Source organism: Mycobacterium sp. 20KCMC460 (assembly GCF_022179425.1).
GTDB classification, from domain to species: domain Bacteria; phylum Actinomycetota; class Actinomycetes; order Mycobacteriales; family Mycobacteriaceae; genus Mycobacterium; species Mycobacterium kiyosense.
Genome location: NZ_AP025524.1, coordinates 3,656,815 through 3,680,862 on the forward strand (window position 1 = coordinate 3,656,815; position 24,048 = coordinate 3,680,862).

The following is a 24,048-nucleotide window of genomic DNA, read 5'->3' on the forward strand; positions in this document are numbered from 1 at the left end:
CACACTCGGGGCGAGCACGTGCTGTTCGGGACTTGTCAGTCATCGCGCCCCCCTGGCGGATCCCATTGTTGCTCGCGGGCTTGGCGACGGGCTTCCACCAGTCCGATGCGGCGGGTGTGGATCCGTTGGAGGGCCGCGGAGTAGACGAGGGTGCGGTCGCCGGGGGTGGCGTGTCCGGCGTGGTCGAACTCCCACCACACGTCGTCGCTTTGCTCGGTTAGATCGAGTGGCGAATGGTGTTGTGGTGAAAAGTCTTTGCCTGCTTGGTGTCGGGCCCAGGTGGCGCGGATGGCGCGTAGCGCGCCCATGGTGACCGAGTAGCGGCGGGATTTGGTGGTGACATGTCCCCGGTAGCCCAGAGTATGTAGCCAGCGACCGATCCCTGCCAAGGCATCGATACCGAGGGTGTGGGCTTGGTCTGCTACGTGGGCGATGGTGGTCAGGATCGCCCGGACGTGGTCGGTGACGTCGAGGTCCGCGATGGCTTCAGCGGATAGGCGGCGGGCGGCGATACCGAAGTCTTGCAGGGATTTGGTGACGTATTTGGCCAGGTATCCGGAGATGCGCCGTGACGACATCCGGCTGATGGCCACGGCTGTGTCTGATTCTGTTGGGGCCGCACAGTTTTCGGCCCTCAGTGGTTGGGTATCGATCTGTGTGCCGAACCGGACCACCAGCGGCGCAGCGTCGCCAGACTCGTTGGGGTTGTCGGCTTGGCGGTTGGTGTCGGGGTTGGGAACGTCGAGGGTGACGGCGCGGGCGGCCTGCTGGATAAGGGCGGCGAGTTTGGCGGCAGACATCGGCGGCTCCCAGGCAGGGCCGGTTGCCGAACGTGCCTCCCCACCGCCACATGTGGCGGTGGGACCGTGATCGTTGTGGTCACGTGAGCCAGCGGTGGCGGTACCGGTGGGGTCGTCGGGTGGATCGAGCCGGATGAGAGCGTGGATGTGGGGGATGGCACGGGCCTGCATTTCGACGACCTTGACGAAACTGGCTTTCACCGAACTCGGTTCGATGCCAGCAGCTTTGAGGTGTTTGGCGAGGTTGCGTCGTAGGGCGATGGTGAAACGCCGCCATAGTTCGGGCAGGTGCCAGGTGAACAGGACGTGCCCGAGGTAGTCGTAGCACTCGGCGCACAGCGGTTGCCCGACCGTGGGATCGGTGCCGTCATGCATGGTGCTGCACCATAGGGGTTTTCCGTGCGGGCATCGCTTGTAGCCACCCATCGTCCTGTGGTCACGGCAGACGCTGCCTCTGCTGCCATGGACGGAGCCAAAGCTGGGCGCGGTCAATGTGACGAATACCTGGGGACGGTCGGCCACGGCGGGGCTCATGTTGTGGCGGCCTCCGGTGGTTCCTGCGGCGACGAGTTGCCAAGTGTCGCGGGCGTACAGGTCTGAGCAGGAGGGACAGACGGCGGCGCGGCGGTTGTTGCACCGCACCCATACGATTCTTTTGCGACCGTAGTCGTCGGTGCCGACGAGTTGGATGGGGTTGACGCAGAACCCGACCGATTCGGTGCGCCGCCACCAGGCGTCGAATCCCGGAGAGCAAGCGCGGCGCACCATCTGGGTGATCACGCGGTGGTGGTCGATGTCGGCGGGAAGACCCGGCAGTGTGATTGCCGGGCTCCCTGCCTCGTGGACGGCGCTCACTGGTGCCCCGCACGGTTGCCGCTGTCGCCGGCTGTGCCGGTGGTGTTCTCGCTGTCGGCCTCGCTAGCCCGGGATGAGCGGGTGCACCGCGCGTGGAAGTCGTGGCCGGGTGAGGCGCCGCGGATCGCCTGATCGATGGCCGGGGAACCCGGTGCCAGCCAGTCGGTCAGCGAGGTCGATGCGAGGATACTCACCGGTGCCCCTGGTTGCTGGCGCGACGGGCCGGTGGGGCGAAATTGTCTGCAAGCCAGGCGATGTCGGTGTCGGTGACATGAAACGCCCGCACTCGCGCTACGGCGGTGTTGCCTTCGGTGAGCACATAACCCACGCCCGGCGTGGTGTCGGGAATTTCTTCGCAGCGTGCGCCCTGCTGGTGGGCCGCCGTGGACAGGATCATCGCGGTTTGGGTGGCTTCGGTCATGCGCAGCCCGACCCGAACCGGGAACAGTTGGCGCAGCGCGACGACGTCTTTGGAGGGGTCTTGCACGGCGGCGATCACACTGACTCCGACCGCGCGGCCTTGGGCCAGCCACAATCCGAGGAGTTGGTCGACTTCGGCGCGTTGTTTGCGATCGGCATAGGCGGTCAGGGTGGCCAACTCATCGACCAGCAGCACGATATGGGGTTCGGCGCGGGTGGGCCGATGACAGCGGGTGGTTCCGCGCAACCGCTGGGCTCGGCCCACCATGGTGGCCGTCGTGTCGCGCAACACCGCCAGAATCGAATCGCTGTCATAGGCGAAGCGGTCGAACAAGGCTTGGCCGGCAGCGAATTCCATACCGCCCTTGGGGTCCAGACAGCGCACGGCGATCAGGCCGGCTTTGATGCCCGGTGCGAGTCCGGCCACCAGGGACCACAGCACTGAGCCCTTGCCGGCGCCGGTGGCCCCACCGACCAGGATGTGGCGGCCGAACAGCGGCAGCGACCACGGGCTGCCCTGCTCGGTAGTCCCCACGGGCACGTTGGCCAGCCGCACCACGCGAGTGTCGGGGCACGGACGCGCCAGCGGGATGGGAGCGGCCAGGGCGTCGTGGTGGCGGACGCGAATCACGATGTCGCGGCCCCGGCCCGTGGCCACCGGCCCGGGTTGAATCGTCACATGGTGGGCGCCGAACGCTGCGGCCAGGCCGTCGACTTGCGCCTGCCAGGTTTTGACAGATTGCCCGACCAGTAGCCGCACTACCAAGGTGTCGACCGCCGCGCCGATGCGCACCGAGGACAAATCGGGCACCAGCGGGTCGGCGTCGGGTTTGCCGCGCGGGGAGATGGTCAGGCCGTGGTGTTCGCAGATGGTGCGCCAGCGTCGCCGATACACGAGATACGTGCGCCGATAATCAGCGACCGGCTTGCCGATCAGCCGCTGATAGGAGTCCGGCTCACCCAACCGCCACCCCCATACGCCAACCGCCCACACCGTGGTCAGCACGCAGGCCCAACGCAAGCCGCCCAAGACGCCGGTGACCGCGAAGACGGTCAAAACGGTCGCGATGTCCGGCCAGCGCAGCGCAAACCGGAACATCCCGATGCTGGTGGCCTTGACTACGCCGACCAGCAGCTCGCCGACCCAATCCTCATCGGATGAATTACTGACCTTGCTCTTTGGAGGCATAATGCCTTGTTCCCTTCGCTGCAGACGCCGCCTGGGCACGCTCGTCGCCGACATGCCCGGGAACGCCGAATCTTGTTTGCATACAAAGCTTTTGTGAAGCAGGCGCCAGGCCTGGTGAGGCTTATGGCTTGGCGCCCGCTCCGCTACGCGTTGTTGCCGGTCTGCTTGGCTGCGGGGGCGGATTGCGAGCTACCGCCGGCGGCGGTGGGACGTGGCCCAAGTACGCCCGACTGAGCACCAGCTGGCCGGATTGAGGTTGCCCGGAACGCGACTCCCGAGCGATCACCCTGTGACCACGGGATCGCCACCAAAGCTTCGACCGCGACGGGCTCGCCCACTTTGACATTGGGTTCGCCGGCCACCGTGACGGCGAGTATCTCCCCGCCGTCCTGGTCGAGGGCCATGAGCTGGACTTGCCAGAGCACCAGGCCCGTTTCTTTGTCGATCCGCGGTGCACCGGTTTCGTGCACGGTCCGCTGCTCAGCTTCGCGCGTGCAGAAGAACTGCGCTGCAGTCGTGTCGATTCGAAGACGCATTTGTTTGATCCCTTCTGGAACGGTACGGCCGCTCGTCGGCAGTGACTCCCACTTCAGCCCGGCATCTGAGACATCGAAACCGCATCTCGGCGGCATCTGTGGACATCTGCATGGCAGACTTCGGACAGCGGGCGACATCGTGCGGGACACCGATGTCATCACAGGTAGGGAGCCAACCGGGTGGGTAACCAGGACACACCGAAGCCGAACCGCCAACTGCGTGCTCAGATCGAGCGCACAAGGCTAGGCGTGCAAGAACTAGCGGATCTAATCGCCGTCGACGCCAAGACTGTCGAGCGGTGGCTGTCGGGCGAAACCGCGCCCTACCCTCAGAATGCTCGCCGCACCGCCGAGGTGCTCGATTGCGACCCGGCCGACCTGTGGCCCGATCTATTCCCGATCATGACGCCGCCGAGCGCCGGCACCGTCGCCGTCAGCGTGTACAGCAGCCGAGCCGACGTCCCGATCACCGTCTGGAAGCAGTTATTCGAAGACGCCGCCGAACATCTTGACATCCTGGTCTACGGCGGCACATTCCTGTTTGACGGCCTTCCCCGCTTCACCAAGATGCTCGCCGCCGCGACCGAACGCGGCGTGGCGGTCCGCTTCATCATCGGTGACCCCGAGTGCGCCACAGTAATGCAGCGTGGCGCGGAAGAAGGCATCGGAGCCGCCCTGGCGGCACGTTGCCGGATGACATTGACACGCCTGCAACCACTCTCGGACACTTCGGGACTGGAGATCCGCACCCACACCGCACCGCTGTACACGTCAATGTTCCGCGCCGATGACACGCTTATCGCCAACCCGCACCTTTACGGTGCCCCGGCTAGCGACAATCCCGCCATCGTGATCAAGCGCGACGACGCACCAGACCTATGGAACGACCATCGACTCGCCTTCGAACGGGTCTGGAACACCGCACGTCCTATCCAAGCTCACCCATAACCAGCCGGACCCGTTCACACCAGGGGAACCAGATGGCCCGAATCGACTACTACAACGATCCCGATGCGCCTCCCGCCAACAGTGTGGTGCCCTCCACCACAGCCGTCGTAACCGACGAGCAAGCTCGCATCCTGCTCATCAAACGCCGCGATAACGACCTATGGGCACTGCCCGGGGGCGGAATGGACTTAGGCGAATCGATCGTGGAAACCGCGGTGCGTGAAGTCAAGGAAGAAACCGGCCTTGATGTCGAAGTCACTGGCCTGATCGGCGTCTACACCAACCCGCGCCACGTCATGGCTTACACTGATGGCGAAGTGCGCCAACAATTTTCGCTATGCTTCACCACACGACTCATCGGTGGCGAGCTGCACATCGATTCCGAGAGCACCAACATCGCCTGGGCACGCGCACAAGATATTGAGTCGCTGAGCATGCATCCGTCGATGCGGCTACGCATCCAGCACTACCTCGAACAGCGGCCAACCCCATACCTGGGTTAGCGAGATCATTCCGCGCCGGAAGTTGCCTGTTGCGCGAGGACCTCCACACGAGCAGCCGCGGCAAGCAATGTCGGCGCGGAGCGCTCGATCGCACGGTGCACCGGATCCTCAGCGGGATACCGCGACAGGATTTCGCTGATCCGACCGTCGGGGCGCATCGGCGAACCGTCCGGGCCGGTCGTCATGTCTGCACAGGTCAATAAGTCCAGCAAAAAATCCGGTGGCTGCGGGAACTCCCCCAACACGTCCGACAAGCCACGTTCCCGCGCTTCGAACACCGCGCCCGTGTGATACGCCACCAGCGACACCACCAGCGGCGGGAAATTCTCCGCCCGAACAAACGCAGCGCCATCTACCGGATGAAAACCGGTCGCACACAGCGACGGCGCGTATCCGACATCGTGCAGCCAGGCCGCGGCAATCAGCGCGTCGGCCTCCAACGGATCGATGCGCGAGACCAACCGCTCCGCGGCAGCCGCCACACCACGCACATGCGCCAACCGCGTCGCCAACGGCTCCAGCCGCGCTTCTGCGACCACGCGGGCACGCTCCGCCAGCACACCAGCCATCAAGCTAGCCTACCCAGCACTCGCCGACCGTCTATTCAGCATCGGCCAGCTCATGCCCGGCGGGCCAACACAGCCGCCGTGGCGGCTCCCGTCCGCTTGGCGCTCCCGTCCGCCGCCACGGACCCAATAGCCTCGCCGGACACTGGACCAGCGGAAACTGCCAGACGCCCGGCGAGCGTGTGAGAGCTTTCAGCCAGGAGGTGCCGCAGCCATGCCCCGCATGCCGCGACCACAGTGTTCTCGGGCCGCGCAGTTGATCGGCATGGCGCCGGCGAAGGCCGCGAGGAAAAAGGGCCCCGACCTGCGATGTGAGAACTTTCTTTACTGCTATCGAGACCGCCGATGTCGCGTTGGCCAACGACAACCTGCAACGCCTGCTCGACGTGTCTGACCTGGGTGCACGCGCGGGCAAGGTCATCGGCCAGAACTACGCCATGTCGATCGCGGTCAACGCCGCCGGGCTGCTGATCGGTGCCTGCGGTGCACTGTCCCCGGTGCTCGCCGCGATCCTGCACAACGCATCCTCGATCGCGGTAGTCACCAACAGCTCTCGGCTGATCCGCTACCACCTGGCCGGTAGCTCCTCGCGTAAGGCGGGCCGTGGTGTCCGCCGAGAATCAGAGTGATCATTGGCGCCACAACTCGTTTCCTGCGCACGCCAGCTGCGGCTACGGTCAGGCCGAAACATCCGCGGCAGATAGCTTGATGCGCTCGCCGGCCAATCAACAACCGCGCCGCCGACGGTCGTCACCCCACTTTTGGCATCGCGGGAACGCCGACAGAGTCGGCGACCGTGGCAGATGCAATATCGAGTGATTCGCCGTCCGACGAGCCGGCCAGCGTTGCGGGCCGGTGTGAACCGCGCGTCGATGAACGGGGTGCCGCCGCCCGCAGGTCGGCCATCGGGAACATATTCCACCCGGCGGAGATATCGACCGGGGGCCTCGGACTGCAGCTGCTGACCGGCGTCGCGGCCCCATCGCCCCTGGCGCCCGCTGAAATCCACGCCAGCGCGGAGGGTCGAATGCGACAATCAGCACTTGCTGTCATGTCAGTTTCGGCTGTACTGTTCCGGTTGTGCTGACGTGTGAGACGCGGGAATCGGCGCTGGCCCGGCTGGGTCGGGCGCTGGCCGATCCGTCGCGGTGCCGGATTCTTGTGGCGCTGCTGGATGGGGTTTGCTATCCCGGCCAGCTGGCGTCGCACCTGGGGTTGACCCGATCGAATGTGTCCAATCATTTGTCGTGTCTGCGGGCCTGCGGGCTGGTCATCGCAACCTATGAGGGCCGCCAAGTTCGGTATGCGCTGGCCGACAGTCACCTCACCCGTGCCTTGGGCGAGTTGGTGCAGGTCGTTCTCGCGGTGGATACCGATCAGCCCTGCCCCGCCGAGCAAGCCCCGCTCGCGGGGGCGGTCGAGATGACAGGTAATCGAACAGGTAATCGATGAGCAGCAACGAATCCGGCGAACAGCGGGCCGGCTGAATTTCGCTGACAGTACACCACGGCAGGAAGGTTTAGCGATGCTTGAATTGTTGGGTAAGGCGGCCGGGACGGTGTTCACCGGGCTGGTCGGGGTGAGCGCCTATGAGGTGGTGAAGAAGGCGGTGGGCGCGGCTCCGGTTCACCGCGCCGCGGTGACCGCTACGGAGTGGGGTCTGCGGGGAACCCGGCGCGCGGAGGTGGCGGCCGAGTCGGCCCGTTTGAAGGTCGCCGATGTGGTGGCCGAGGCCCGCGAGCGCATCGGCGACGAGGCCCCCCTGCCGGTTGCCACCCAGCGCGAGGACGACGACTGCTGCTGACAAGCAGACTGTCCACACTTCGTCCCACGGTGGTCTTTTGGACGCGCGGGGCGAGTGGGATGAAACAAAGATCGCTCGGCTCAAACCACAACTACGGAGGCATGATGCTGACCACTGCTCCTCACCCCGATGCCGGGGGCAAGCTGACCGTTGTATCCGCCGCCGGGGGGCGGATGCGTGTGCACGCTAGCGGGTTTCGGTTCGACGCGGTGCGGGCCGTCGCGATCGAGGACACGGTCGCCACGGTGACAGGTGTGCAGGCCGTGCATGCCTATCCGCGAACGGAATCAGTAGTGATCTGGCATTCGCCGGCGGGCTGCGACACCGCTGCCATCCTGTCGGCGATCGCCGATGCCGAGCGGATCCCTGCAACGTCGGTGCCCGCGCGTGCCCCGCACTCGGCTGAGGTCGGCAAGCCCGGTGTAGTGCAGAAGATCTTCGACTGGACCGCGCGAACGCGGTCGGGTCAGCGCGGTGCTGACCTCGCTGGTGCCGGGGGTGGCGGGGCCGCACAACGAGCCGCGAAGCTCAGTGATGGCTGCTGCGACCACGATGACGAGCGCGAGCCACAGCGGCTCTGGCAAGTCGTCAGGCTGCGGCGGGCCGCGTTGTCCGGGGCGCTGCTGACCGCCGCGGCGGTTACTGCGTGGGTGACTCCCCTTGGGCCGGTCGCACTGGGCCTGAAGATCCTAGCGCTGGCGGTGGGCGCCTCGACGTTCGTGCCCTCCAGTCTCAAGCGAGTGGCCCAGGGCCGCATCGGTGTCGGCACCCTGATGACCATCGCGGCGGCCGGCGCTGTGGCACTGGGTCAGGTCGGCGAGGCCACCATGCTGGCATTTCTGTTTTCGATCAGCGAGGGCTTGGAAGAGTACGCGGTGGCGCGCACCCGCCGCGGTTTGCGCGCCCTGCTCTCGCTGGTGCCCGAGCAGGCCACGGTGCTGCGAGAGGGCACTGAAACCCTTGTCACCGCTGCCGAATTGCGGGTGGGGGATCACATGATCGTCAAACCCGGAGAACGCCTGGCCACCGATGGCGTCATTCGTGCCGGGCGCAGCGCCCTGGACGTCTCGGCGATCACCGGCGAATCGGTACCCGTCGAGGCCGGGCCCGGTGACGAAGTATTCGCCGGGTCGATCAACGGCTCCGGGGTGCTGCAGGTGGAGGTCACCGCCACCGCAGAGGACAACTCGCTGGCACGCATCGTGCACATCGTGGAAGCCGAACAGGCCCGCAAAGGTGCCAGCCAGCGACTGGCCGACCGTATCGCACGTCCGCTGGTGCCGGGCATCATGATCGCCGGGGCGCTGATCGCCGGGACTGGCAGCGTCTTCGGCAGTCCGGCGGTCTGGATTGAACGCGCTCTGGTAGTGCTGGTCGCGGCCTCCCCGTGCGCGCTGGCCATCGCCGTGCCGGTGTCTGTCGTGGCGGCCATCGGCGCCGCCTCCAAGCTAGGCGTCCTCATCAAGGGCGGGGCCGCGCTGGAAGCCTTGGGCACCATCGGCGGGCTCGCCCTGGACAAAACCGGCACGTTGACCGCCAACCGGCCCGCCGTCATCGACGTCGCTACCACCAACGGCGCCACCCGTGAGGAAGTGCTGGCGGTGGCGGCCGCGCTGGAGGCCCGCAGCGAACACCCCCTCGCCGCGGCCATCCTCGCCGCAACCCACGCGCCGATCGCCGCCGCCAGCGACGTGCACGCCATCCCCGGGGCAGGGCTGACCGGCCACCTCGACGGGCATACCCTCCGACTGGGACGCCCCGGCTGGCTCGACACTGCCGAGCTCGCCGATCGTGTGGCGCGCATGCAACAAGCCGGGGCCACAGCGGTTCTCGTCGAACGCGACGAGCAACTGCTCGGTGCCATCGCCGTGCGCGACGAATTACGCCCTGAAGCCACCGAAGTTATCGGCAGGCTACGTGCGGAAGGCTACCAGGTGGCGATGCTCACCGGCGACAACCACGCCACCGCCGCCGCCCTGGCCGATCAAGCCGGAATCGCGCACGTCTATGCCGAACTGCGCCCCGAGGACAAAGCGCGCCTGGTCGGACAGCTGCGAGCTCAGCGACCCACCGCGATGGTCGGCGACGGCGTCAACGACGCTCCAGCTCTGGCCGCCGCCGACCTGGGAATCGCCATGGGCGCCATGGGCACCGACGTCGCCATCGAAACCGCCGACGTTGCGCTGATGGGCCAAGACCTGCGGCACCTGCCCCAAGCGCTAGAACACGCCCGCCGGTCCCGACGGATCATGCTGCAAAACGTCGGACTATCGCTGGGCATTATCACGGTGCTGATGCCGCTGGCGTTGTTCGGGACCCTGGGCCTAGCCGCGGTCGTGTTCGTGCACGAGCTCACCGAGGTCATCGTCATCGCCAACGGTGTGCGCGCCGGCCGCATCACAGCCCTCAACCACAGCAGTACGGGCAGAATGCCCGCCGGGCAGCTCACCGGCTACCCACCGAGACAACGTCGTGCGGTATCCGCGGTATGATCGCGGATTTGAACTCGATCCTGCGCGGCTGGGGTAACTACTTTCGCACCGGTTCTGACTACCAATGGTGATCAGAGGGTATGTATCCGTTGATCGCGGAACACGGTTGGTGGCGATGGAACCGTGCAGCGGCGCTCGATGTCGACATCGGCATGGGCGCTGTAACGTGTCGTGCTCGTCGATGAAGGGTTGGACCCCAGACGACCCAGCCGGAATCACCGCGCTCGACTTGGTCGGTTGGGAGTTGTTCGCTGTTGGTTTGAGTAGAGACCGAGCGGGCTTGAGGACCTTGTCGAGCCCCTGTGGACCCGCGTGCATGTCGGCTGGCGGCGCTGCCCGGTGGCCACGTGGTGCCGGTTGGTGCGGTGTTTCAGGTATGGGCTTGGAGGACCTGGAATGGTGTTGTCCAACTGGTTGATGGTTCGTGGCCGGTGATGGTCAGGTGGTGGGCGGTGAATTCGTCGGCGAGGCCGGTGCCGAGGACGTCGCGGGCATGGGGGCGTTCGGTTAGGCGCAGGTAGGCGTTGAACGCCGGTCGGGCGGTGGGTGGTTGGTCAAGGTCGATGGCCACGACGCGCCCGCCTGGGCGTAGCACTCGGACTGTTTCGTCGATAGCTTGATGGCGGCTGTCGGTGGGTAGTTCGTGCCATCCGAAGACGCTCATGACAACGTCGAATGTGTTGTCGGGGAATGGGAGTGCGGCGGCGTCACCCTCGTGCAGAGTCATGTTGTGAATCCCGGCGCGGTCGAGTTGGGGTCGGCCGATGGCGAGCATCGCCGGGGAGATGTCGAGGGAGTCGATGATTGTGTCGGGGAGAGGGTGGCGAGCAGCCGGGCCGCGTAGCCGGTGCCGCCGCAGAGTTCTAGCACACGCCCGGGGCGCTGGGCGGCGACGTGTTGCGCGAGACGGTCGTGGGGCTTGCCGGGGATGAAGCGGTTTCCGGCCTCGAATATCGGGCCCGCGAGGAAGAATTTGAGCCGGTTGCGAGTCCAGCGTGGTGTCATGACTGTGTTTCCTGTTCTGTTCTGCCGTGTTGTGGTTGGCCGGTGTACCGAGTTGGTACGGCGGTGAATCGGTGGGCGCATGTGGTTGAGCAGAACCGCCAGTCACGATCGTGGTGGCGCAGTCGGGTGGGTGCGGTGGCCGGGTCGATGCGCATGCCGCAGACCGGGTCGAGTGGGTGGCGGGCCACGGCGAGGGCCACCCTGTGTGTCTTGTCCGGGCCAAGGTTGCAGTTAATCGGCTGCTGTTGCTGGTATTTGCCACGTAATTCGGGACGATGAGCGTTTCGTCTGTTCGCAGTTACCTTGCATTTTCGGGCCACGGTACGGGCTACCAAGGATCGCCAGCCCAGAGACGCAAACGGCGTGCCGAGGAATAGGACAACCATTCCCGCAGCCATCATGGCCTGACCGAGAGTTACCAGGTGCGCCAGCCGCGCCGAAGTTGCCGACCGGGTGGCCATCGTCGGACTCGCCGAGGACTCCTGTTTCATCCCAAGTCCGAACAGCTGCCGAAAATCCTGTTGAGGCCCCGACTCGGCCGACAGGAAAACCAGCTCATCCATTGATGCCATTGATACCGCCGGGCGTGCCGCCCGGCCCGCCGACGCCGCCTTTGCCGCCAATGCCGCCGGTCGTGCCGCCGTTGCCGCCCAGCCAATCCGCGCCACATCCCGCGCCGCCGCCGCGACCACATCCGGTGCAACTACCACAGATGGCATGAGCCCGCCTCCACTGATCAAAAGGCCGACAACGGCGTATCAGCCGTACAACTCGGAAGCTACCCACAGAAGTCTTTCTCTAGCTCAAGTTTGATCCAAAGAAAGCTCAACTTAGTCCCTGCGACAAGTAATCCTCATCAATACTCGCATCCCTTCGGGATCCCTGTCGCCAAACCGATCTGCATTCTAGAACTGCACTCTAATTTGTGGATCCCGCAACTATTGGTTCTCAACTACACCGCCGCGGTAAAAGACTCTGGACAGCCCTTTTCCGAATCTCTTGATAACCTGGCTAGACACAGGCTGATTCTCAAGGACCACGCAGGGTTGACAGTGGTCGGGACCGTGAACCCTAAACTATGTGGCCGGCTGAGAAATCTGTTTACCATCATGAACATTTTTGGCTGCGCAAATATCCTTTCGCCATCATTTATTCCCAGACAAACTGCGCACATGCAATTTGCTCAATACGACGACCGTTGCCAGCATTTCGGTGAAAGTCAGAATACTCATCATCAACACTGCGACCGGGTCCGTGAGCGCTTCTTCGGGCCACCGCTAGTCGTACGCGAATGGGGTGTAACATTTGCAAAGCTGAATGGGCTGGCAACAAGCGCGGAAACGCGTGAGCAAGCCATTGCGACCGGGCACCCGCTGGGCGCGCTCGCCGCGCTCATCGCCACTCCAGCTAAACGCGCTGAACGCCTCCTCGATCCAAACACCCGAAAACGCGACGATCAATGTGTTGGTGAATCTCATGGCGGGCCCGCCCGCGGACCGTAGGCATCAGGCTGCATTCGCCCTTCGGCGGGATTCGTGTACCCCCGACCGAGATGACGGTAGGCCTGCCTGGTCATGGCTAGGTTTCCCCGGGGTAGGACATATCCATTATTCTGCGCCGTGAGAGCTCGACCCGGTCGAGCACCGTCGGGGTCGCCTTAGCTTAGCAGCTGAGCGAAACTGGTCCTCGATCGGCGGCTAATAGGGACGGTGTGCTGCGCGGACGCGGCTCGGTTTCGACGTCGAAGGAACAGAACAGGTTGCCGTAGACGTTGATCTGGTCGTGCTGGGCGCCGGACGGCGCGATTTCCGCGCTTGGTCAGGGACCGGATGCGCGCTCCGTTGCTGAGGAGACCCCTTGGCTGGGCTGCACCGCCGGACTCGCCGGCGCCACCAACAGCGCTGTGCTCACCGCGGCGAGCTGCTGGGGGTCGAGCGATTCTGGTCGACGGCCAAACTGCCATCCGCAGTGTTTGTATGAGCGGGTTCCGGGCAATACTGAACGCGAGGAACGAGAGCTCTGGGCCGACCCGGGCCGGGGAGGGGATGTAATGACGCCGCACGTGCTGGTTCTAGGAGCCGGATTCGGGGGGCTTGAACTTGCCACTAGGCTGTCGGAGTCACTTGCCGGCCAGGTGCGGGTGACGCTGCTGGATGGCAACGATTCCTTCTCCTTCGGTTTCTCTAAGCTGGATGTGCTGCTGGGCAAACGTGACCAGGACGAGGTGCGGCTGCCGTATGCGGCGTTCGCCAGACCTGGTGTCGAGTTCCGCCGGGAAGTGATTACCAGGATCGACCCGGAAAATCGCCACGTGCGCACCGAAGCAGGTTCCTATGAGGCCGACGTCCTTGTCGTTGCCCTCGGTGCGGAGTACGACCCGGCGGCCACCCCCGGTTTCACCGAGGATGGCTACGAGTACTATTCGCTGGCCGGGGCTGAGCGCCTGCGCGGCGCGCTGAGGACCTTCGAGGGCGGCAACGTGGTGATCAGTGTGCTCGGCGAGCCGTACAAGTGTCCGCCGGCGCCCTTCGAGGCCGCATTTCTGCTTGAGGACTACTTCACTGGCCGGGGTCTGCGTGATCAGGTGAGCATCACTGTGACCGGCTACATGGGGGCGCCGGTGCCGGTCGCGAAGGAGGTTTCCGAGCCGATCCTTGAGCACTTGAATTCGCGGGGAATCACCTTCGTCGGAAAGCGGACGGTGTGCCGGCTGGACACTGACAGTAAGATCGCCCAATTCGTCGAGGGCGGGGGGCTGCCTTACGATTTGTTCATTGGTATCCCGGTGCACCGAGTTCCGACGGTCGTCGCAGAGTCCGGCCTGGCGCCGGAGGGATGGATTCCCGTGGACAAGACCAACTTGGCCACTGGGTTTCCCGGCGTATATGCGCTTGGTGATGTGGCTGCGGCATATACTGCCAAGGCGGGCACATTCGCCGAACGCGCCGCTCAGTTCGTCGCCGACGACATCGCTGCCAACCTGCGGGGGACACCCCCGCCTGGCGCGTATGACGGGGCGGGCGACTGCTTTATGGAGTTCGGCCGCGGCGAGGTCGCCAAGATGCACGCCGACTTCCTCAGCGGCCCGAACCCAACTGGGGTGCTGCTCGGCCCGTCAGCTCAATTTGCAGCCGAGAAAGCCGACTTCGCCCGCAGCCGCCAAGAGCGCTGGTTCACCGGACTGGCATCAGCTTAGAAGCAGAGCAGTCTTGCGCGTGATCGCCGCTGTGGGAATTCGATAGTGCCCGTCGATCGCACGCCTTCCAGGTAGAAGCGCTGCACCCGGTGCGTGGTCTCGATGGCCTCGGCCGAGCGGATTTTGTGCTCGCCACGACGCTACAATACTAGTACCCGTAGGGGTATATTCCCCCCGCTCGGTTAACGGCTCGATGCGCTAGTGGACGGTGTTGTTCTATACCCCTAGGGGTAAGGTACAATGGGGACAGCCAGGAATAGCGAAGGGAAGCAATGGTTGACGACGAGGACCGAATCATGCCGGTGCTGAACCGGCTGCGGCGCGCCCAGGGACAACTCGCCGGCGTGATCGCCATGATCGAACAGGGCCGCGAGTGCAAGGACGTGGTGACCCAGCTCGCAGCGGTTTCGCGTGCCCTTGACCGCGCCGGATTCAAAATCGTGGCATTGGGCCTTCGGGACTGTATCAGCGGTAGCGGCCCGGGCGGCGCGCCACCACTGACGGAGGCCGAACTGGAAAAGCTGTTCCTGGCCCTGGCGTGAGGTTGCGTGATCGCCGCGACGCCCGACCAGCAAAATACTGCTACATCCAGGCGGCAGTAGCGATGTCATTGGCTCACGGCACCAAGCAAGCTTCACCGTCGTTGGGGAAACGCTCGCGCGGAACAACAGGTTTCGCCGATCAAACCGTGCCACCCGTCACCCAATCGGGGCACAAGCACGCCAGGCCGTGGCGTCGGGTGCCGAGACTGCGAACAGTAAAAGCCCCCACTGGCCAACGACGCCGGGGACATCAACCCAAACGGCCCCCGCGGGTTCTTCTCTGCGCGGGGCCAGATCAGCTAATCAGTACACAGCGAGGAAGGTGCAGCAACGATGACGAAAAAACTTGTGATACTCGGCGCGGGCATCGGAGGACTGACTGCCATCCACGAACTGAGACAACGCAACATGCTCAACAGCGGCGATCTCGAGGTCATTCTGATCGACCCGGATTTCACTCATTTTCAAGGCTTCACATTGCCCTGGATTATGCGTGGCTGGAGGACCGCCCAGCAGGCCGCGCTCACACCAAGTGAGCAGACGCTCAACGGTGTGCACACCATCACCGGCACCGTCACGACCATCGATACCCAGCGCAAAAAGGTGCTAGGCGACCACTTTGACACCAACTACGACGCACTCATCGTCGCGGTCGGAGCCAGAAACAACCCGGGCAGAGTTCCCGGGCTTGCCGAAGCAGTCGATGCGGGAGTCGCCCACCACTTCTACAGCATCTCCGATGCGGATCAGGCGCGCCGCGCGCTAACCGATTTCGCCGGCGGCAACATCGCTGTACTTATTCCCTCATTACCGTATCGCTGCCCTGTGGCACCCTACGAGGGCGCGATGCTCGCCCATGACTACCTTATCGAGCACGGAAAGAGAACGGCCACCCAGATCGACATCTTCACGGTGGAACCTCAGCCGATGCCCTCAGCGGGCACCGGCCCGGGCCGAAAGCTGATGGTCTTGCTCGGCGATGCTCAAATCGGCTTTTATCCGAACATGCAATGCCGAAGCGTTGACGCGGCCGCCCGGATGATTCGCTTCGAGGGCGCTGCCACCGCCCCGTTTGACCTGCTCCTGTTCGTCCCACCCCACGAACCCGCCTTTGGGCTGGGTGGCCCGGGATGGATCACCGTCGATCCTGAAACGCTAGCCACCCAACACGAAGGCGTTTGGGCCGTAGGGGATGTCACCAGCATCACCACCCCCAGCGGCCGCCCACTGCCCAAAGCGGCGATCATGGCCAAAGGCCACGCGAAAACAGCTGTTGGCGGCGCACTAAAACACCTCGGCCTCGCATCCTCCGATACCGCCGCATTCGACGGCCACGGATACTGTTTCATCGACACAGGCAACCACGAATCCGCCCGCGGAATCGGCGACTTCTATGCACTCCCCGAACCCGAGGTCGAACTCGTCCAGCCATCGAAAGAGCTACACCAGCTCAAACAACAAGAAGAACGCGAGTGGATCGACCTCTGGGCCGCACAACCGCACGACCGAGACACAAGTTAAATACCGCAACCCATGTCCCCCAAGTGGTGGTGCTGGTGGATGTGGCCCTGGCGAGTCCGGGTTTACGCCAGTGTCGGCGGACATGAAAAACTGCCCACTGGCGGACACGAAAGTGCCCAGTAGCGGCCAATAGGAACTGCCCACCGGCGGACACGAAAGTGCCCGCAGGCGGCCATGAATCTGCCCAGACCTGTTTGATGCCGTGCGGCGCGTCAGCGCTGTGGCGGCTCCTGGGTTGCGTCCCGTGAAGCGGTGTAAGTGGCGGCGGCGTGTCGGTCGCTGAATATGAAGGGCCATCGCGTGAGTCTCTGTAGTGAAACCGCCAAGAATCACTACCGAGAGGAACATCGCGATGGCCCTGGATCAGTCTGCCTTGTTGGAGGTGCTTGATGCACTGCGCAATGCCGATGCCAGTGATCGGATCAGGCAAGCCGCGGAGACGATCTATCAGGCGTTGATCGATGCGGAGTTGACCGCGGTGATCGGCGCCGGCCCGCACGAGCGGACCGAGTCGCGGACCAATCAGCGCAATGGGTCGCGGCCGCGCACGGTCAGCACCACGGCCGGGGATTTGGAGTTGCGGATCCCGAAACTGCGCACGGGCTCGTTCTTTCCGGCGTTGTTGGAGCGGCGCCGCCGGGTGGACCAGTGCCTGTTTGCCGTGGTGATGGAGGCCTACCTGCACGGCACCTCGACCCGTAAGGTCGACGACTTGGTCAAAGCGCTGGGCGCCGACACAGGGATCTCCAAAAGCGAGGTCCCGCGCATCTGCGCCGACCTGGACACCGAGGTCGCCGCGTTTCGCGACCGACCTCTCGGTGATCAGCGGTTCCCGTATGTGTTCCTCGACGCCACTATTGCAAGGCCCGGGTCAATCACCGGGTGGTGTCCCAAGCCGTGGTGATCGCCACCGGGGTCGCTGCCGACGGGCGCCGTGAAGTCCTGGGCTTCGACGTCGGCGACAGCGAGGACGGCGCGTTCTGGACAGCGTTTCTGCGGTCCCTGAAATCGCGCGGCCTCTCAGGAGTACAGCTGATATGTAGGCCAGTCGTGTCAATAGGCAGGTGAAAGCCGCCCCGGCGAATGTCGGGGCGGCTTTCGTTTGATCAGTGTCAGCCGGGTTGTTGGCGGTCGTTGGTCAACGACGGTGGTGTCAGACTGACCCGAAAATCGGATGGTGAGTGGGCAGCCGAAGGCACCCGACGGGAGCCGGGTCATGTTGTGGCGTTGTCGATTTAGTGTCAGGCCGCGTTGTCGGTGATGACCGCTTTACCGTCCCGGATGGCGATGTGCTGGCCGGTGAGCGCTTGGAGTTGGGTGGCGAGGTCGCGGGCACGGCGGTGTTTGTTGATCCGGGATTCGTAGTAGCCGGGTCCGAGGTCGCAGAATCGGGCTTGTGGATCGGAGAGCAGGTGATAGATGACGGTCAGCACCGAGTTGCCGGTGGCCACGATCGCCTTCTGCTTGCCGCGGCGTCGCGCCAGGCGCCGATAACGGGTGCCCAGGAAGGTGTCGGCGCGGGAGTTGGCGAACGCGATGCGGCCAAGAGTGCCGGCCAGCCACGGGTTGCCTTTGCCGCGGCCCTTGCTCATCGACTTACCGGCCGACTCGTGGGTCTGCGGGCAGAACTTGGCCCACGACACCAGATGCGCGGCCGTTGGGAACCGGGTCATGTCGACCCCAGTCTCAGCGATGAGTTCGGCGGCGGCAACGGTGTTCACGCCGACAATGTCAGCGAGCCGGGCTGCCTGTCGGGAGAAAGGGTCGATCGCCTCCTCGATCCGGGCGTCGAGTGTGGCGATCTGCGCGCCGATCCGGTCGCTGTTATCAAGCATCATCCTCAGAATCGTCGCGTGGTGGTCGGTGAAGAATCCGCGTAGCGCCTCTTCGAGCTGGTCGGTCTTCTTCCGCGCACCGCTTTTGGCCAGCCGGGCCAGCGTCCGCGGATCCCGCTCTCCGGCGATCAGGGCTTCCATCATCACCCGCCCGGATACGCCGTGCAGGTCCGAGAGCACCGACGAGATTTTGATCTGGGCGTCCTCGAGCAGCTTCTCAACCCGTTGCTGCTCACGGGTGCGATCCTGCACCAGAGCCCGACGGTAGCGCGTGAGGTCGCGTAGCCGACGGATCTCGGGCGGCTGCACCAGTGACGGGCGGCACATCCCACGCTCGGCGACTTTGGCCAGCCAGACCGCGTCGGCCCGGTCTGTCTTCGCCCGACCTGGCACATTCTTCACCTCGCGGGCGTTGACCAGCCAGCAGTCAAACCCCTCGGCCTCCAGAAGGTAGTACACGCCCTTCCAATAGGTGCTGGTCGATTCCATCACCACCCGCTGCACCTGCCAGTGCCGCAACCAGCCCGCCAACGCCAACAGCTGTGCGGTCGTCGTACCGTAGCTGCGCAGCTCCTGCATTCGTCTGCCGGCCCGTTGTGCTTGCGGCACCCGCACACACGCCTCCAGAACAGCCTTGCCCAGATCCAGCGCCGCGACCCGCTCCACTAGCAGTTCGACATCATCGACCTCGTCCATAACGAAAATCCTTCCCGGGAAACCGATTACATGAGCGCGGCCGCCCGCAGGAACCGAACAGGGATAGAAAAGAGTCGGACCCTCGTGCTCATGGCAACAATGCGCAGCCCCACCATCGGCTCCCCGGATCAAACTGATATACGGGCTCACCAGCGCCAAGAATGATCGACCTCGGCGAGCGACCGCACCCGATTTTCCCGCATGCGCGGGCGTCCCCGGAAGGGGACCACACAACTGATATGCGCGGGTTGGATACCGCAAGACGATGGTTCGGCGCGAACGGTGGCTGCTCTCTAGAACCGGGCGTCAGATAGAAATCGGGGTGAATTTCGTTGTGGCTCATAGCTGTAACGCAGATCCGGTTCGCCTACCTCGCCGTCGACCGGCTGGCTCCGATCAAGCTCAGTGGTGGCGCTTAGCTCAGGGTCGCCAGTGACCAGCACCAGCCGGCCAGCTCGCGTGCGACGGCGAAGGCCCGGGACACGCTGCCGCCGCTACCCGGTCGACCGGAATTGGAAAAACTCGCCGCCGACCTGCCCGGGCTCTGGCACGCGCCCACCACCAGCAACAAGGACCGCAAACGGCTGCTACGCACCGTGATTGCCGACATCACCCTGCTCCCCGAACCCAACCACGGCCAAGCGCGGATCGGGATCCGTTGGCACACAGGCGCCATCGACGAGATCACCGTCGCCCGCATCGCCCATCCCGGCACCGCCAAACGCAGCCCTTCACCAGCCGTGGCGATGGTGACCCGCCTGGGACCCACCACCCCCACCGCCGAGTTGGCCGCGCTGCTCAACACCGCCGGGCTGACCACCGGCACCGGAGCCCCGTTCGACGTCAAGGCCGTGCAGTGGATCCGGCACGCCTACCACATCCCTGCCCCGAACCCTTACGCCGAAGGACAGATCAGCGCCGCCGACGCCGCACAACGGCTCGCCGTCAGCACCGGCACCGTCTACAACTGGATAAAGACCGGTAAGCTCGCCGCCCACCGCGGAACCGGGAACCGGCTCTGCATCCCCTGGAACGAGCACATCGAATCTGAATGCCGTTGCCGCATCGCCGAATCCGGCCACCTCAACCCATCGGCCCACTACATCAGATCCCGAACTCGGGCCTGAAACGCCGCACGATGTCGGTGCCGGCTGGCATCATATTGGGCAATGAAGTCGACCAGCCTCCAGCCCCCATCACCGAATCCGATCCCTACACGCGACTGCAGGAAGGGGCAATATGAAGCATCCGTCCCGGTACTGCGGGACCGGGTGCAACAGGCCCGAGTCGCCAACGCGCTGGAGCCCGAGTGGGAGGCGCGGTTTGAGCCGCGTTCGTACGGGTTTCGGCCTGGGCGTGGCTGTCATGACGCGATCGAGGCGATCTACTGGACGCTCAAAGGCCAACCGGCCAAGCGGCAATGGATCCTCGACGCCGACCTGTCAGCGGCGTTCGACTGCATCGACCACGAGCGTCTACTCACCCATCTCGGCACCTTCCCCGCCAGGGGAATGATCGCCGGGTGGCTAGCCGCCGGTGTGATCGAGCGGGGCCGATTCGCCCCAACCGAGCAGGGTACTCCGCAAGGTGGGGTGATCAGCCCGATGCTTCTCAATATTGCGCTGCACGGGATGGAAGAAGCCGCCGGTGTCCGCTATCTGCGTCGCGACACCTATGGGGTCGAGACCAGGGCGGATTCGCCGGTGCTGGTGCGCTACGCCGATGACTTCGTCGTCATGTGTCACACCAGAAACCAGGCCGAGCAGGTCTGGCGCCGGCTCGGTGAGTGGCTGCTCCCACGAGGCCTTACGTTGAACGAGACAAAACGCACATCGTTCACGTTGATCAAGGTTTCGACTTCCTGGGATTCAACATCCGCAACTATCGCGGCAAGCTGCTCATCAAACCCAGCCCGGCGGCGATGAAGCGGGTCCGGCAGCGACTCGCTGCTGAAGTGCGCTCCCTGCGGGGAGCCAACGCCGAAGCAGTGATCCGGCGGCTCACCCCGATCATCCGGGGCTGGTCCGCCTACTACCGGAACGCGGTCTCCAAAGAGGCGTTCGCCACGCTCGATCATCACCTGTGGCAGCACCTCTACCGGTGGGCGCTGCGCTCCCACCAGAACAAGCCGAGACACTGGGTCGTCAACAGGTATTTCGGTAAGTTCAACCCGTCCAGACAGGACCGGTGGGTCTTCGGTGACCGCGACAGCGGCATCTACCTGCGCCAGTTCGTCTGGACCAAGATCGTCCGCCACCGACTGGTCATGGGCACCGCGTCGCCAGACGACCCGGCCCTGGACCAGTACTGGGAGGATCGGCGCCGCAAGACGTACTCGCTCCTGGGTGGAGTCACCGCGTCGCTGCTGCTTCGGCAGCAGGGACGCTGCCCCGCCTGCGATACGTTCCTGCTGTCCGCCGACCACGGTCCGCAGAGCCCACAGGAATGGGGCCAGTGGACCAGCACCCTCACGCGAGCACTCCGCAAGAGCGCCGTTGTGATGGATGCAACCCAAGGCGACCATCCGACCGCACACCGCCTCATGCACGCCCACTGCCGACAACGGGAACACCGAAATAGGCAGCGGGTCCAGCCGATTCAGTAGAGAGACGCCCTCGGGGCTTGCTTGAGCCGGATGCGGTGAAAGTCGCACGTCCGGTTCTGAGGGGCCCGGGCGCAGCAATGTGTCCGGGCTACCCGACAAGTGTCACACACAACTCTCCTACGCTCGGCGGTCTTCGACCACGAGCATCTCGTGTCGTGGCCCACTTGACCCAGAAAGTAGCGGCAACGCGTTCTCGCGCTGGCGTTCGGCGCTCTGTCACAGTGCAAGACGTCCAAGGACGCGCAGGTCTATCGCCGTCGCGTATATCGTATGGTCACAACGCGGTCCCCAAACACGAGGCTGGGCGTGCCGGGCGCTTTACCGTCGAAGCCAGAGCACGCGTGACGGTCCGTTACCACGTCCAACAGGGAACCCGGTCAGGGCGACCTTGGCTCTGATGCGTCCCGCTGCGGGTTGCGCAGCGCCGAGGTCACGAGCGGTCGAACGTCGCGACGTTGAGCGAGGAAAAACACCACGGCCACCCCGGCATAGATAACCGAGATGATGTAGCGGGCCTGCTCGTCGGGAAGAACAAACTGGGCGAGGAACAGACCGAGCAGCAACAGGGCCTTGGCCCCGGTCAGGCGCAGGTTGATCAGCACCGCGATACCGAGCACCGTCTGGGCGGTGGTGAGCACGAACTCCTCGGTCTGGCGTGCGTCGAGCGGCAGGCCCGCTGCGTGACCGCCGCCTAGGTAGTAGGCGATCGGCAGGCACGCCACCAGCAGGGTCCATTGGTTGAGCTTGGCGGCCAGCAGGGCGCCCATGCCGTCATCAGCGCGGCCACGCAGCGCGAATGTGATCGCCACCAGGACCTCCGGGGATTCCGAAGCGATCGGCGCCAGCCACTGCACCAGCAGGAACCGGTCAATACCCAACTCGCTGCCCGCTTCCACCAACGCCTCACCGAAGGGCTCGGCGGCCGACAGGATCACCACCGCGGCGGCCGCGAATAGCAGCACCACCAGCACCCGTCGGCGAACCCGGGGCTGGGCGGCCACGGTGGCCGCCACGCCGGTCAACTCCTCCTCCGACTCGGCGCTACCGCGAATCCTCCACAGATAGCCGGCGAACAGACCTCCGAGGACCGCCGCGTCATACCAGGCCAGCCGCCCGGTCAATGGAATGATCAGCGCATATAGGGTGGCCGCGCCCAAAAACAGCAACTCCACCCGGCGGTGGCCGGCCACGACCACCCCACCGCTCAGCCAACCAGTGGGCTGTCCAGTTGTGTCGCCCGGGTCCTGGGCGGGGCGTCGGCGGACCGCCCAGATCGCGGTGAAGACCAGCAGTGGCCACGCCACACCGATAAGCAGGCGGTTGGCGCCGGTCATGTTGGCGGTGGCATAAGCGGCGAATTCCGGGCGGTGCCCGGCGCTGTAGGCGAAGAAGATGTCCACCGCGTACTCGGGAAGGATCGCCACCAGCGCCAGCAACGCCAACGCGAGGCTGCCGGAAATGTCGGCGCGGGCCGCCTCGGCTGCCCACATCAACAACGCCACCGACGCCAACACCGCCGCACCGAACACCACCACCGCGATCGGCGCAGGCAACGCCGTACCCGTGACGCGCAACACGACCGCGGGCGCGGCCACCAGCAGGGCGGCCATGACCCGCCCGATTGCGGTACGCCCCGAGACGGCGTCGCCGCTATCGGGCTGGTCAGGATTGGCCACGATGATGCTCCTCCGGCAATGGGTTTAGCAGGCTGGAACGGAGGCTGAGGCTGACCGATCCGATCCGCGCGATGAGCGCAACCAACGCCGTCCGCTGTGGCGCGCAGCATGACGGCATCGCCGATCGTTTTGACCGGCAGACCCCCGGTGGCCGTGAGCGGCGGGCCAGGTCGGCGCGGCGGGCCGCGAGCCGGGCGGCCTGGTAGTCGCCGCAGATGTGGACGGCACGAACGTCCACGCCCCGATCGCCAACGCGACCGCATACAAGCCCAGCTGAACCGGGTGGGGTCCGCCGGTCCAGCCGACCGCATAGCCGGCCAGCAAGGACCACGCCAGCGGCTGCGGCGGCGCGCAGTTCGCTGACCTCCCAAAGTCGTTCGGGTTCCTGCTCGGTCTCGTCGCCGGGGCCGTCCTCTTCGCCGCCGCAGCCGCACGTCTCGCTCATCGCGCTTCTTTCCGCTCAGGGGGGTGGCCGTAGGTGGGGCACAGGGCGACCGCGCTGCCGGTGGCCTCCAGCACCGCCTCAGCGGCCCGGAACATCTGCATCAGCTCCTCACAGATCAGCCGGTATACCGAGGCGCGGCCCTGCGGCCGGTAATCGACCAATCCGCAGTCGCGCAGGCACGCTAGATGCGCCGACACCGTCGACTGGGCCAACCCCAACTCGCTGGTCAGATCCACCACCCGGGCCTCGCCGACCGCCAGCCGGCGCAGAATCGCCAGCCGCGTCGCATCCGAGAGGCTGTGAAACAACGCCGTCGCCGCATCCAAGTTCACCGCCGTAGGAGCGGTATCGACCGAACCACTTTTCATCGTCACACAACGATGATAACGTCGAACACTATTGATCGGTCAAATC

At 65.0% G+C, this 24,048-nt stretch carries 23 protein-coding genes and 3 pseudogenes; 15 read left to right on the forward strand and 11 right to left on the reverse strand.

The genetic code is table 11. From position 1 onward, the window contains the following. Window positions 1–35: 35 nt before the first annotated feature. The 4 genes from MKCMC460_RS16880 to MKCMC460_RS16895 form a co-directional block, all read right to left on the reverse strand. Window positions 36–1,655, reverse strand: a complete 1,620-nt coding sequence (locus MKCMC460_RS16880; protein ID WP_238304589.1) for a replication initiator — start codon at window positions 1,653–1,655, stop codon at window positions 36–38. Continuing rightward, window positions 1,652–1,849 carry a hypothetical protein gene (locus MKCMC460_RS16885; RefSeq protein ID WP_236983022.1) on the reverse strand — a complete coding sequence of 66 codons (198 nt, stop codon included), beginning with the start codon at window positions 1,847–1,849 and terminating at the stop codon, window positions 1,652–1,654. Before MKCMC460_RS16885 ends, MKCMC460_RS16880 begins: the two co-directional genes overlap by 4 nt. Then, window positions 1,846–3,264, reverse strand: coding sequence for an FtsK/SpoIIIE domain-containing protein (locus MKCMC460_RS16890; protein WP_065132523.1), 1,419 nt, complete (start codon window positions 3,262–3,264; stop codon window positions 1,846–1,848). Before MKCMC460_RS16890 ends, MKCMC460_RS16885 begins: the two co-directional genes overlap by 4 nt. Window positions 3,265–3,407: 143 nt before the next feature. After that, window positions 3,408–3,800, reverse strand: coding sequence for a hypothetical protein (locus MKCMC460_RS16895; RefSeq protein WP_236983020.1), 393 nt, complete (start codon window positions 3,798–3,800; stop codon window positions 3,408–3,410). 249 nt (window positions 3,801–4,049) lie between these two features. Here MKCMC460_RS16895 and MKCMC460_RS16900 point away from each other — a divergent pair, with 249 nt between their 5' ends. Both MKCMC460_RS16900 and MKCMC460_RS16905 read left to right on the forward strand, forming a co-directional pair. Next, entirely contained in the window at window positions 4,050–4,748 is a 699-nt protein-coding gene (locus MKCMC460_RS16900) for a hypothetical protein (RefSeq protein WP_236983018.1), read from the forward strand. Between the two features lie 32 nt (window positions 4,749–4,780). Next, complete coding sequence (locus MKCMC460_RS16905; RefSeq protein ID WP_236983016.1) at window positions 4,781–5,251, forward strand: NUDIX hydrolase; 471 nt, start codon at window positions 4,781–4,783, stop codon at window positions 5,249–5,251. Between the two features lie 5 nt (window positions 5,252–5,256). On the opposite strand, the gene MKCMC460_RS16910 is transcribed toward MKCMC460_RS16905, so the two are convergent. After that, the gene (locus tag MKCMC460_RS16910) at window positions 5,257–5,820 is read right to left on the reverse strand and encodes an HD domain-containing protein (protein WP_236983014.1); all 564 of its coding nucleotides are present in this window, start codon (window positions 5,818–5,820) and stop codon (window positions 5,257–5,259) included. A 326-nt stretch (window positions 5,821–6,146) separates the two neighbouring features. On the opposite strand from MKCMC460_RS16910, the pseudogene MKCMC460_RS16915 reads away from it, so the two are divergent. The 5 genes and pseudogenes from MKCMC460_RS16915 to MKCMC460_RS31815 all read left to right on the forward strand — a co-directional run. Next, window positions 6,147–6,446 (forward strand): annotated as a pseudogene (locus tag MKCMC460_RS16915) (copper-transporting ATPase); the annotation flags it as partial. 451 nt (window positions 6,447–6,897) lie between these two features. Further along, the gene (locus MKCMC460_RS16920) at window positions 6,898–7,269 is read left to right on the forward strand and encodes a helix-turn-helix transcriptional regulator (RefSeq protein ID WP_236983012.1); all 372 of its coding nucleotides are present in this window, start codon (window positions 6,898–6,900) and stop codon (window positions 7,267–7,269) included. Between the two features lie 73 nt (window positions 7,270–7,342). Continuing rightward, the gene (locus MKCMC460_RS16925; protein WP_236983010.1) at window positions 7,343–7,621 is read left to right on the forward strand and encodes a DUF1490 family protein; all 279 of its coding nucleotides are present in this window, start codon (window positions 7,343–7,345) and stop codon (window positions 7,619–7,621) included. A gap of 101 nt (window positions 7,622–7,722) precedes the next feature. After that, window positions 7,723–10,113: a cation-translocating P-type ATPase gene (locus MKCMC460_RS16930; protein ID WP_236983008.1), complete on the forward strand. Its 2,391-nt coding sequence runs from the start codon at window positions 7,723–7,725 to the stop codon at window positions 10,111–10,113. Further along, on the forward strand, window positions 10,110–10,184 hold the full coding sequence (locus MKCMC460_RS31815; protein ID WP_370653183.1) for a group II intron maturase-specific domain-containing protein: 75 nt from the start codon (window positions 10,110–10,112) through the stop codon (window positions 10,182–10,184). The genes MKCMC460_RS16930 and MKCMC460_RS31815 overlap by 4 nt, the downstream gene beginning before the upstream one ends. A 299-nt stretch (window positions 10,185–10,483) precedes the next feature. On the opposite strand, the gene MKCMC460_RS16935 is transcribed toward MKCMC460_RS31815, so the two are convergent. Both MKCMC460_RS16935 and MKCMC460_RS16940 read right to left on the reverse strand, forming a co-directional pair. Beyond that, window positions 10,484–10,888 (reverse strand): class I SAM-dependent methyltransferase, encoded by a 405-nt coding sequence (locus tag MKCMC460_RS16935; RefSeq protein WP_236983007.1) that lies wholly within the window; start codon window positions 10,886–10,888, stop codon window positions 10,484–10,486. 226 nt (window positions 10,889–11,114) lie between these two features. Then, complete coding sequence (locus MKCMC460_RS16940) at window positions 11,115–11,681, reverse strand: YHS domain-containing protein (protein ID WP_238304590.1); 567 nt, start codon at window positions 11,679–11,681, stop codon at window positions 11,115–11,117. A gap of 378 nt (window positions 11,682–12,059) precedes the next feature. On the opposite strand from MKCMC460_RS16940, the gene MKCMC460_RS16945 reads away from it, so the two are divergent. The 5 genes and pseudogenes from MKCMC460_RS16945 to MKCMC460_RS16965 all read left to right on the forward strand — a co-directional run. Further along, the gene (locus MKCMC460_RS16945) at window positions 12,060–12,620 is read left to right on the forward strand and encodes a hypothetical protein (protein WP_236983005.1); all 561 of its coding nucleotides are present in this window, start codon (window positions 12,060–12,062) and stop codon (window positions 12,618–12,620) included. Between the two features lie 548 nt (window positions 12,621–13,168). Next, window positions 13,169–14,314 carry an NAD(P)/FAD-dependent oxidoreductase gene (locus MKCMC460_RS16950; protein ID WP_238304591.1) on the forward strand — a complete coding sequence of 382 codons (1,146 nt, stop codon included), beginning with the start codon at window positions 13,169–13,171 and terminating at the stop codon, window positions 14,312–14,314. A gap of 272 nt (window positions 14,315–14,586) precedes the next feature. Continuing rightward, on the forward strand, window positions 14,587–14,856 hold the full coding sequence (locus MKCMC460_RS16955; RefSeq protein WP_236983001.1) for a metal-sensitive transcriptional regulator: 270 nt from the start codon (window positions 14,587–14,589) through the stop codon (window positions 14,854–14,856). A 333-nt stretch (window positions 14,857–15,189) separates the two neighbouring features. Continuing rightward, window positions 15,190–16,377 (forward strand): NAD(P)/FAD-dependent oxidoreductase, encoded by a 1,188-nt coding sequence (locus tag MKCMC460_RS16960; RefSeq protein ID WP_238304592.1) that lies wholly within the window; start codon window positions 15,190–15,192, stop codon window positions 16,375–16,377. 352 nt (window positions 16,378–16,729) lie between these two features. After that, window positions 16,730–17,415, forward strand: a pseudogene (locus MKCMC460_RS16965) (IS256 family transposase); the annotation flags it as partial. A 203-nt stretch (window positions 17,416–17,618) separates the two neighbouring features. Here MKCMC460_RS16965 and MKCMC460_RS16970 read toward each other — a convergent pair. Beyond that, window positions 17,619–18,908, reverse strand: coding sequence for an IS110 family transposase (locus MKCMC460_RS16970; RefSeq protein ID WP_238304593.1), 1,290 nt, complete (start codon window positions 18,906–18,908; stop codon window positions 17,619–17,621). A gap of 512 nt (window positions 18,909–19,420) precedes the next feature. On the opposite strand from MKCMC460_RS16970, the gene MKCMC460_RS16975 reads away from it, so the two are divergent. From MKCMC460_RS16975 to MKCMC460_RS16985, 3 genes are read left to right on the forward strand one after another with little or no spacing between them, the layout of a single operon-like run. Continuing rightward, on the forward strand, window positions 19,421–20,035 hold the full coding sequence (locus MKCMC460_RS16975) for a helix-turn-helix domain-containing protein (RefSeq protein WP_238304594.1): 615 nt from the start codon (window positions 19,421–19,423) through the stop codon (window positions 20,033–20,035). A 42-nt stretch (window positions 20,036–20,077) separates the two neighbouring features. Then, window positions 20,078–20,833, forward strand: a complete 756-nt coding sequence (locus MKCMC460_RS16980) for a reverse transcriptase/maturase family protein (RefSeq protein WP_238304595.1) — start codon at window positions 20,078–20,080, stop codon at window positions 20,831–20,833. Then, window positions 20,830–21,513 (forward strand): group II intron maturase-specific domain-containing protein, encoded by a 684-nt coding sequence (locus tag MKCMC460_RS16985; protein ID WP_236982993.1) that lies wholly within the window; start codon window positions 20,830–20,832, stop codon window positions 21,511–21,513. The genes MKCMC460_RS16980 and MKCMC460_RS16985 overlap by 4 nt, the downstream gene beginning before the upstream one ends. A gap of 377 nt (window positions 21,514–21,890) precedes the next feature. Here MKCMC460_RS16985 and MKCMC460_RS16990 read toward each other — a convergent pair whose 3' ends face one another. The 3 genes and pseudogenes from MKCMC460_RS16990 to MKCMC460_RS17000 form a co-directional block, all read right to left on the reverse strand. After that, the gene (locus MKCMC460_RS16990; RefSeq protein ID WP_236982991.1) at window positions 21,891–23,189 is read right to left on the reverse strand and encodes a sodium:proton exchanger; all 1,299 of its coding nucleotides are present in this window, start codon (window positions 23,187–23,189) and stop codon (window positions 21,891–21,893) included. A 216-nt stretch (window positions 23,190–23,405) separates the two neighbouring features. Then, window positions 23,406–23,634, reverse strand: a pseudogene (locus tag MKCMC460_RS16995) (cation-transporting P-type ATPase); the annotation flags it as partial. Continuing rightward, the gene (locus MKCMC460_RS17000) at window positions 23,631–24,008 is read right to left on the reverse strand and encodes an ArsR/SmtB family transcription factor (RefSeq protein WP_370652849.1); all 378 of its coding nucleotides are present in this window, start codon (window positions 24,006–24,008) and stop codon (window positions 23,631–23,633) included. The gene MKCMC460_RS17000 and the pseudogene MKCMC460_RS16995, both read right to left, overlap by 4 nt. Window positions 24,009–24,048: the final 40 nt, after the last annotated feature.

Coding starts and splice junctions, on each gene's coding strand:
- MKCMC460_RS16890 (WP_065132523.1), bottom strand. CDS start 3,264: ATGCCTCCAAAGAGCAAGGTCAGTAATTCATCCGATGAGGATTGGGTC.
- MKCMC460_RS16895 (WP_236983020.1), bottom strand. CDS start 3,800: ATGCGTCTTCGAATCGACACGACTGCAGCGCAGTTCTTCTGCACGCGC.
- MKCMC460_RS16905 (WP_236983016.1), top strand. CDS start 4,781: ATGGCCCGAATCGACTACTACAACGATCCCGATGCGCCTCCCGCCAAC.
- MKCMC460_RS16910 (WP_236983014.1), bottom strand. CDS start 5,820: ATGGCTGGTGTGCTGGCGGAGCGTGCCCGCGTGGTCGCAGAAGCGCGG.
- MKCMC460_RS16925 (WP_236983010.1), top strand. CDS start 7,343: ATGCTTGAATTGTTGGGTAAGGCGGCCGGGACGGTGTTCACCGGGCTG.
- MKCMC460_RS16930 (WP_236983008.1), top strand. CDS start 7,723: ATGATGCTGACCACTGCTCCTCACCCCGATGCCGGGGGCAAGCTGACC.
- MKCMC460_RS16935 (WP_236983007.1), bottom strand. CDS start 10,888: ATGCTCGCCATCGGCCGACCCCAACTCGACCGCGCCGGGATTCACAAC.
- MKCMC460_RS16940 (WP_238304590.1), bottom strand. CDS start 11,681: ATGGATGAGCTGGTTTTCCTGTCGGCCGAGTCGGGGCCTCAACAGGAT.
- MKCMC460_RS16950 (WP_238304591.1), top strand. CDS start 13,169: ATGACGCCGCACGTGCTGGTTCTAGGAGCCGGATTCGGGGGGCTTGAA.
- MKCMC460_RS16955 (WP_236983001.1), top strand. CDS start 14,587: ATGGTTGACGACGAGGACCGAATCATGCCGGTGCTGAACCGGCTGCGG.
- MKCMC460_RS16960 (WP_238304592.1), top strand. CDS start 15,190: ATGACGAAAAAACTTGTGATACTCGGCGCGGGCATCGGAGGACTGACT.
- MKCMC460_RS16970 (WP_238304593.1), bottom strand. CDS start 18,908: ATGGACGAGGTCGATGATGTCGAACTGCTAGTGGAGCGGGTCGCGGCG.
- MKCMC460_RS16980 (WP_238304595.1), top strand. CDS start 20,078: ATGAAGTCGACCAGCCTCCAGCCCCCATCACCGAATCCGATCCCTACA.
- MKCMC460_RS16985 (WP_236982993.1), top strand. CDS start 20,830: ATGAAGCGGGTCCGGCAGCGACTCGCTGCTGAAGTGCGCTCCCTGCGG.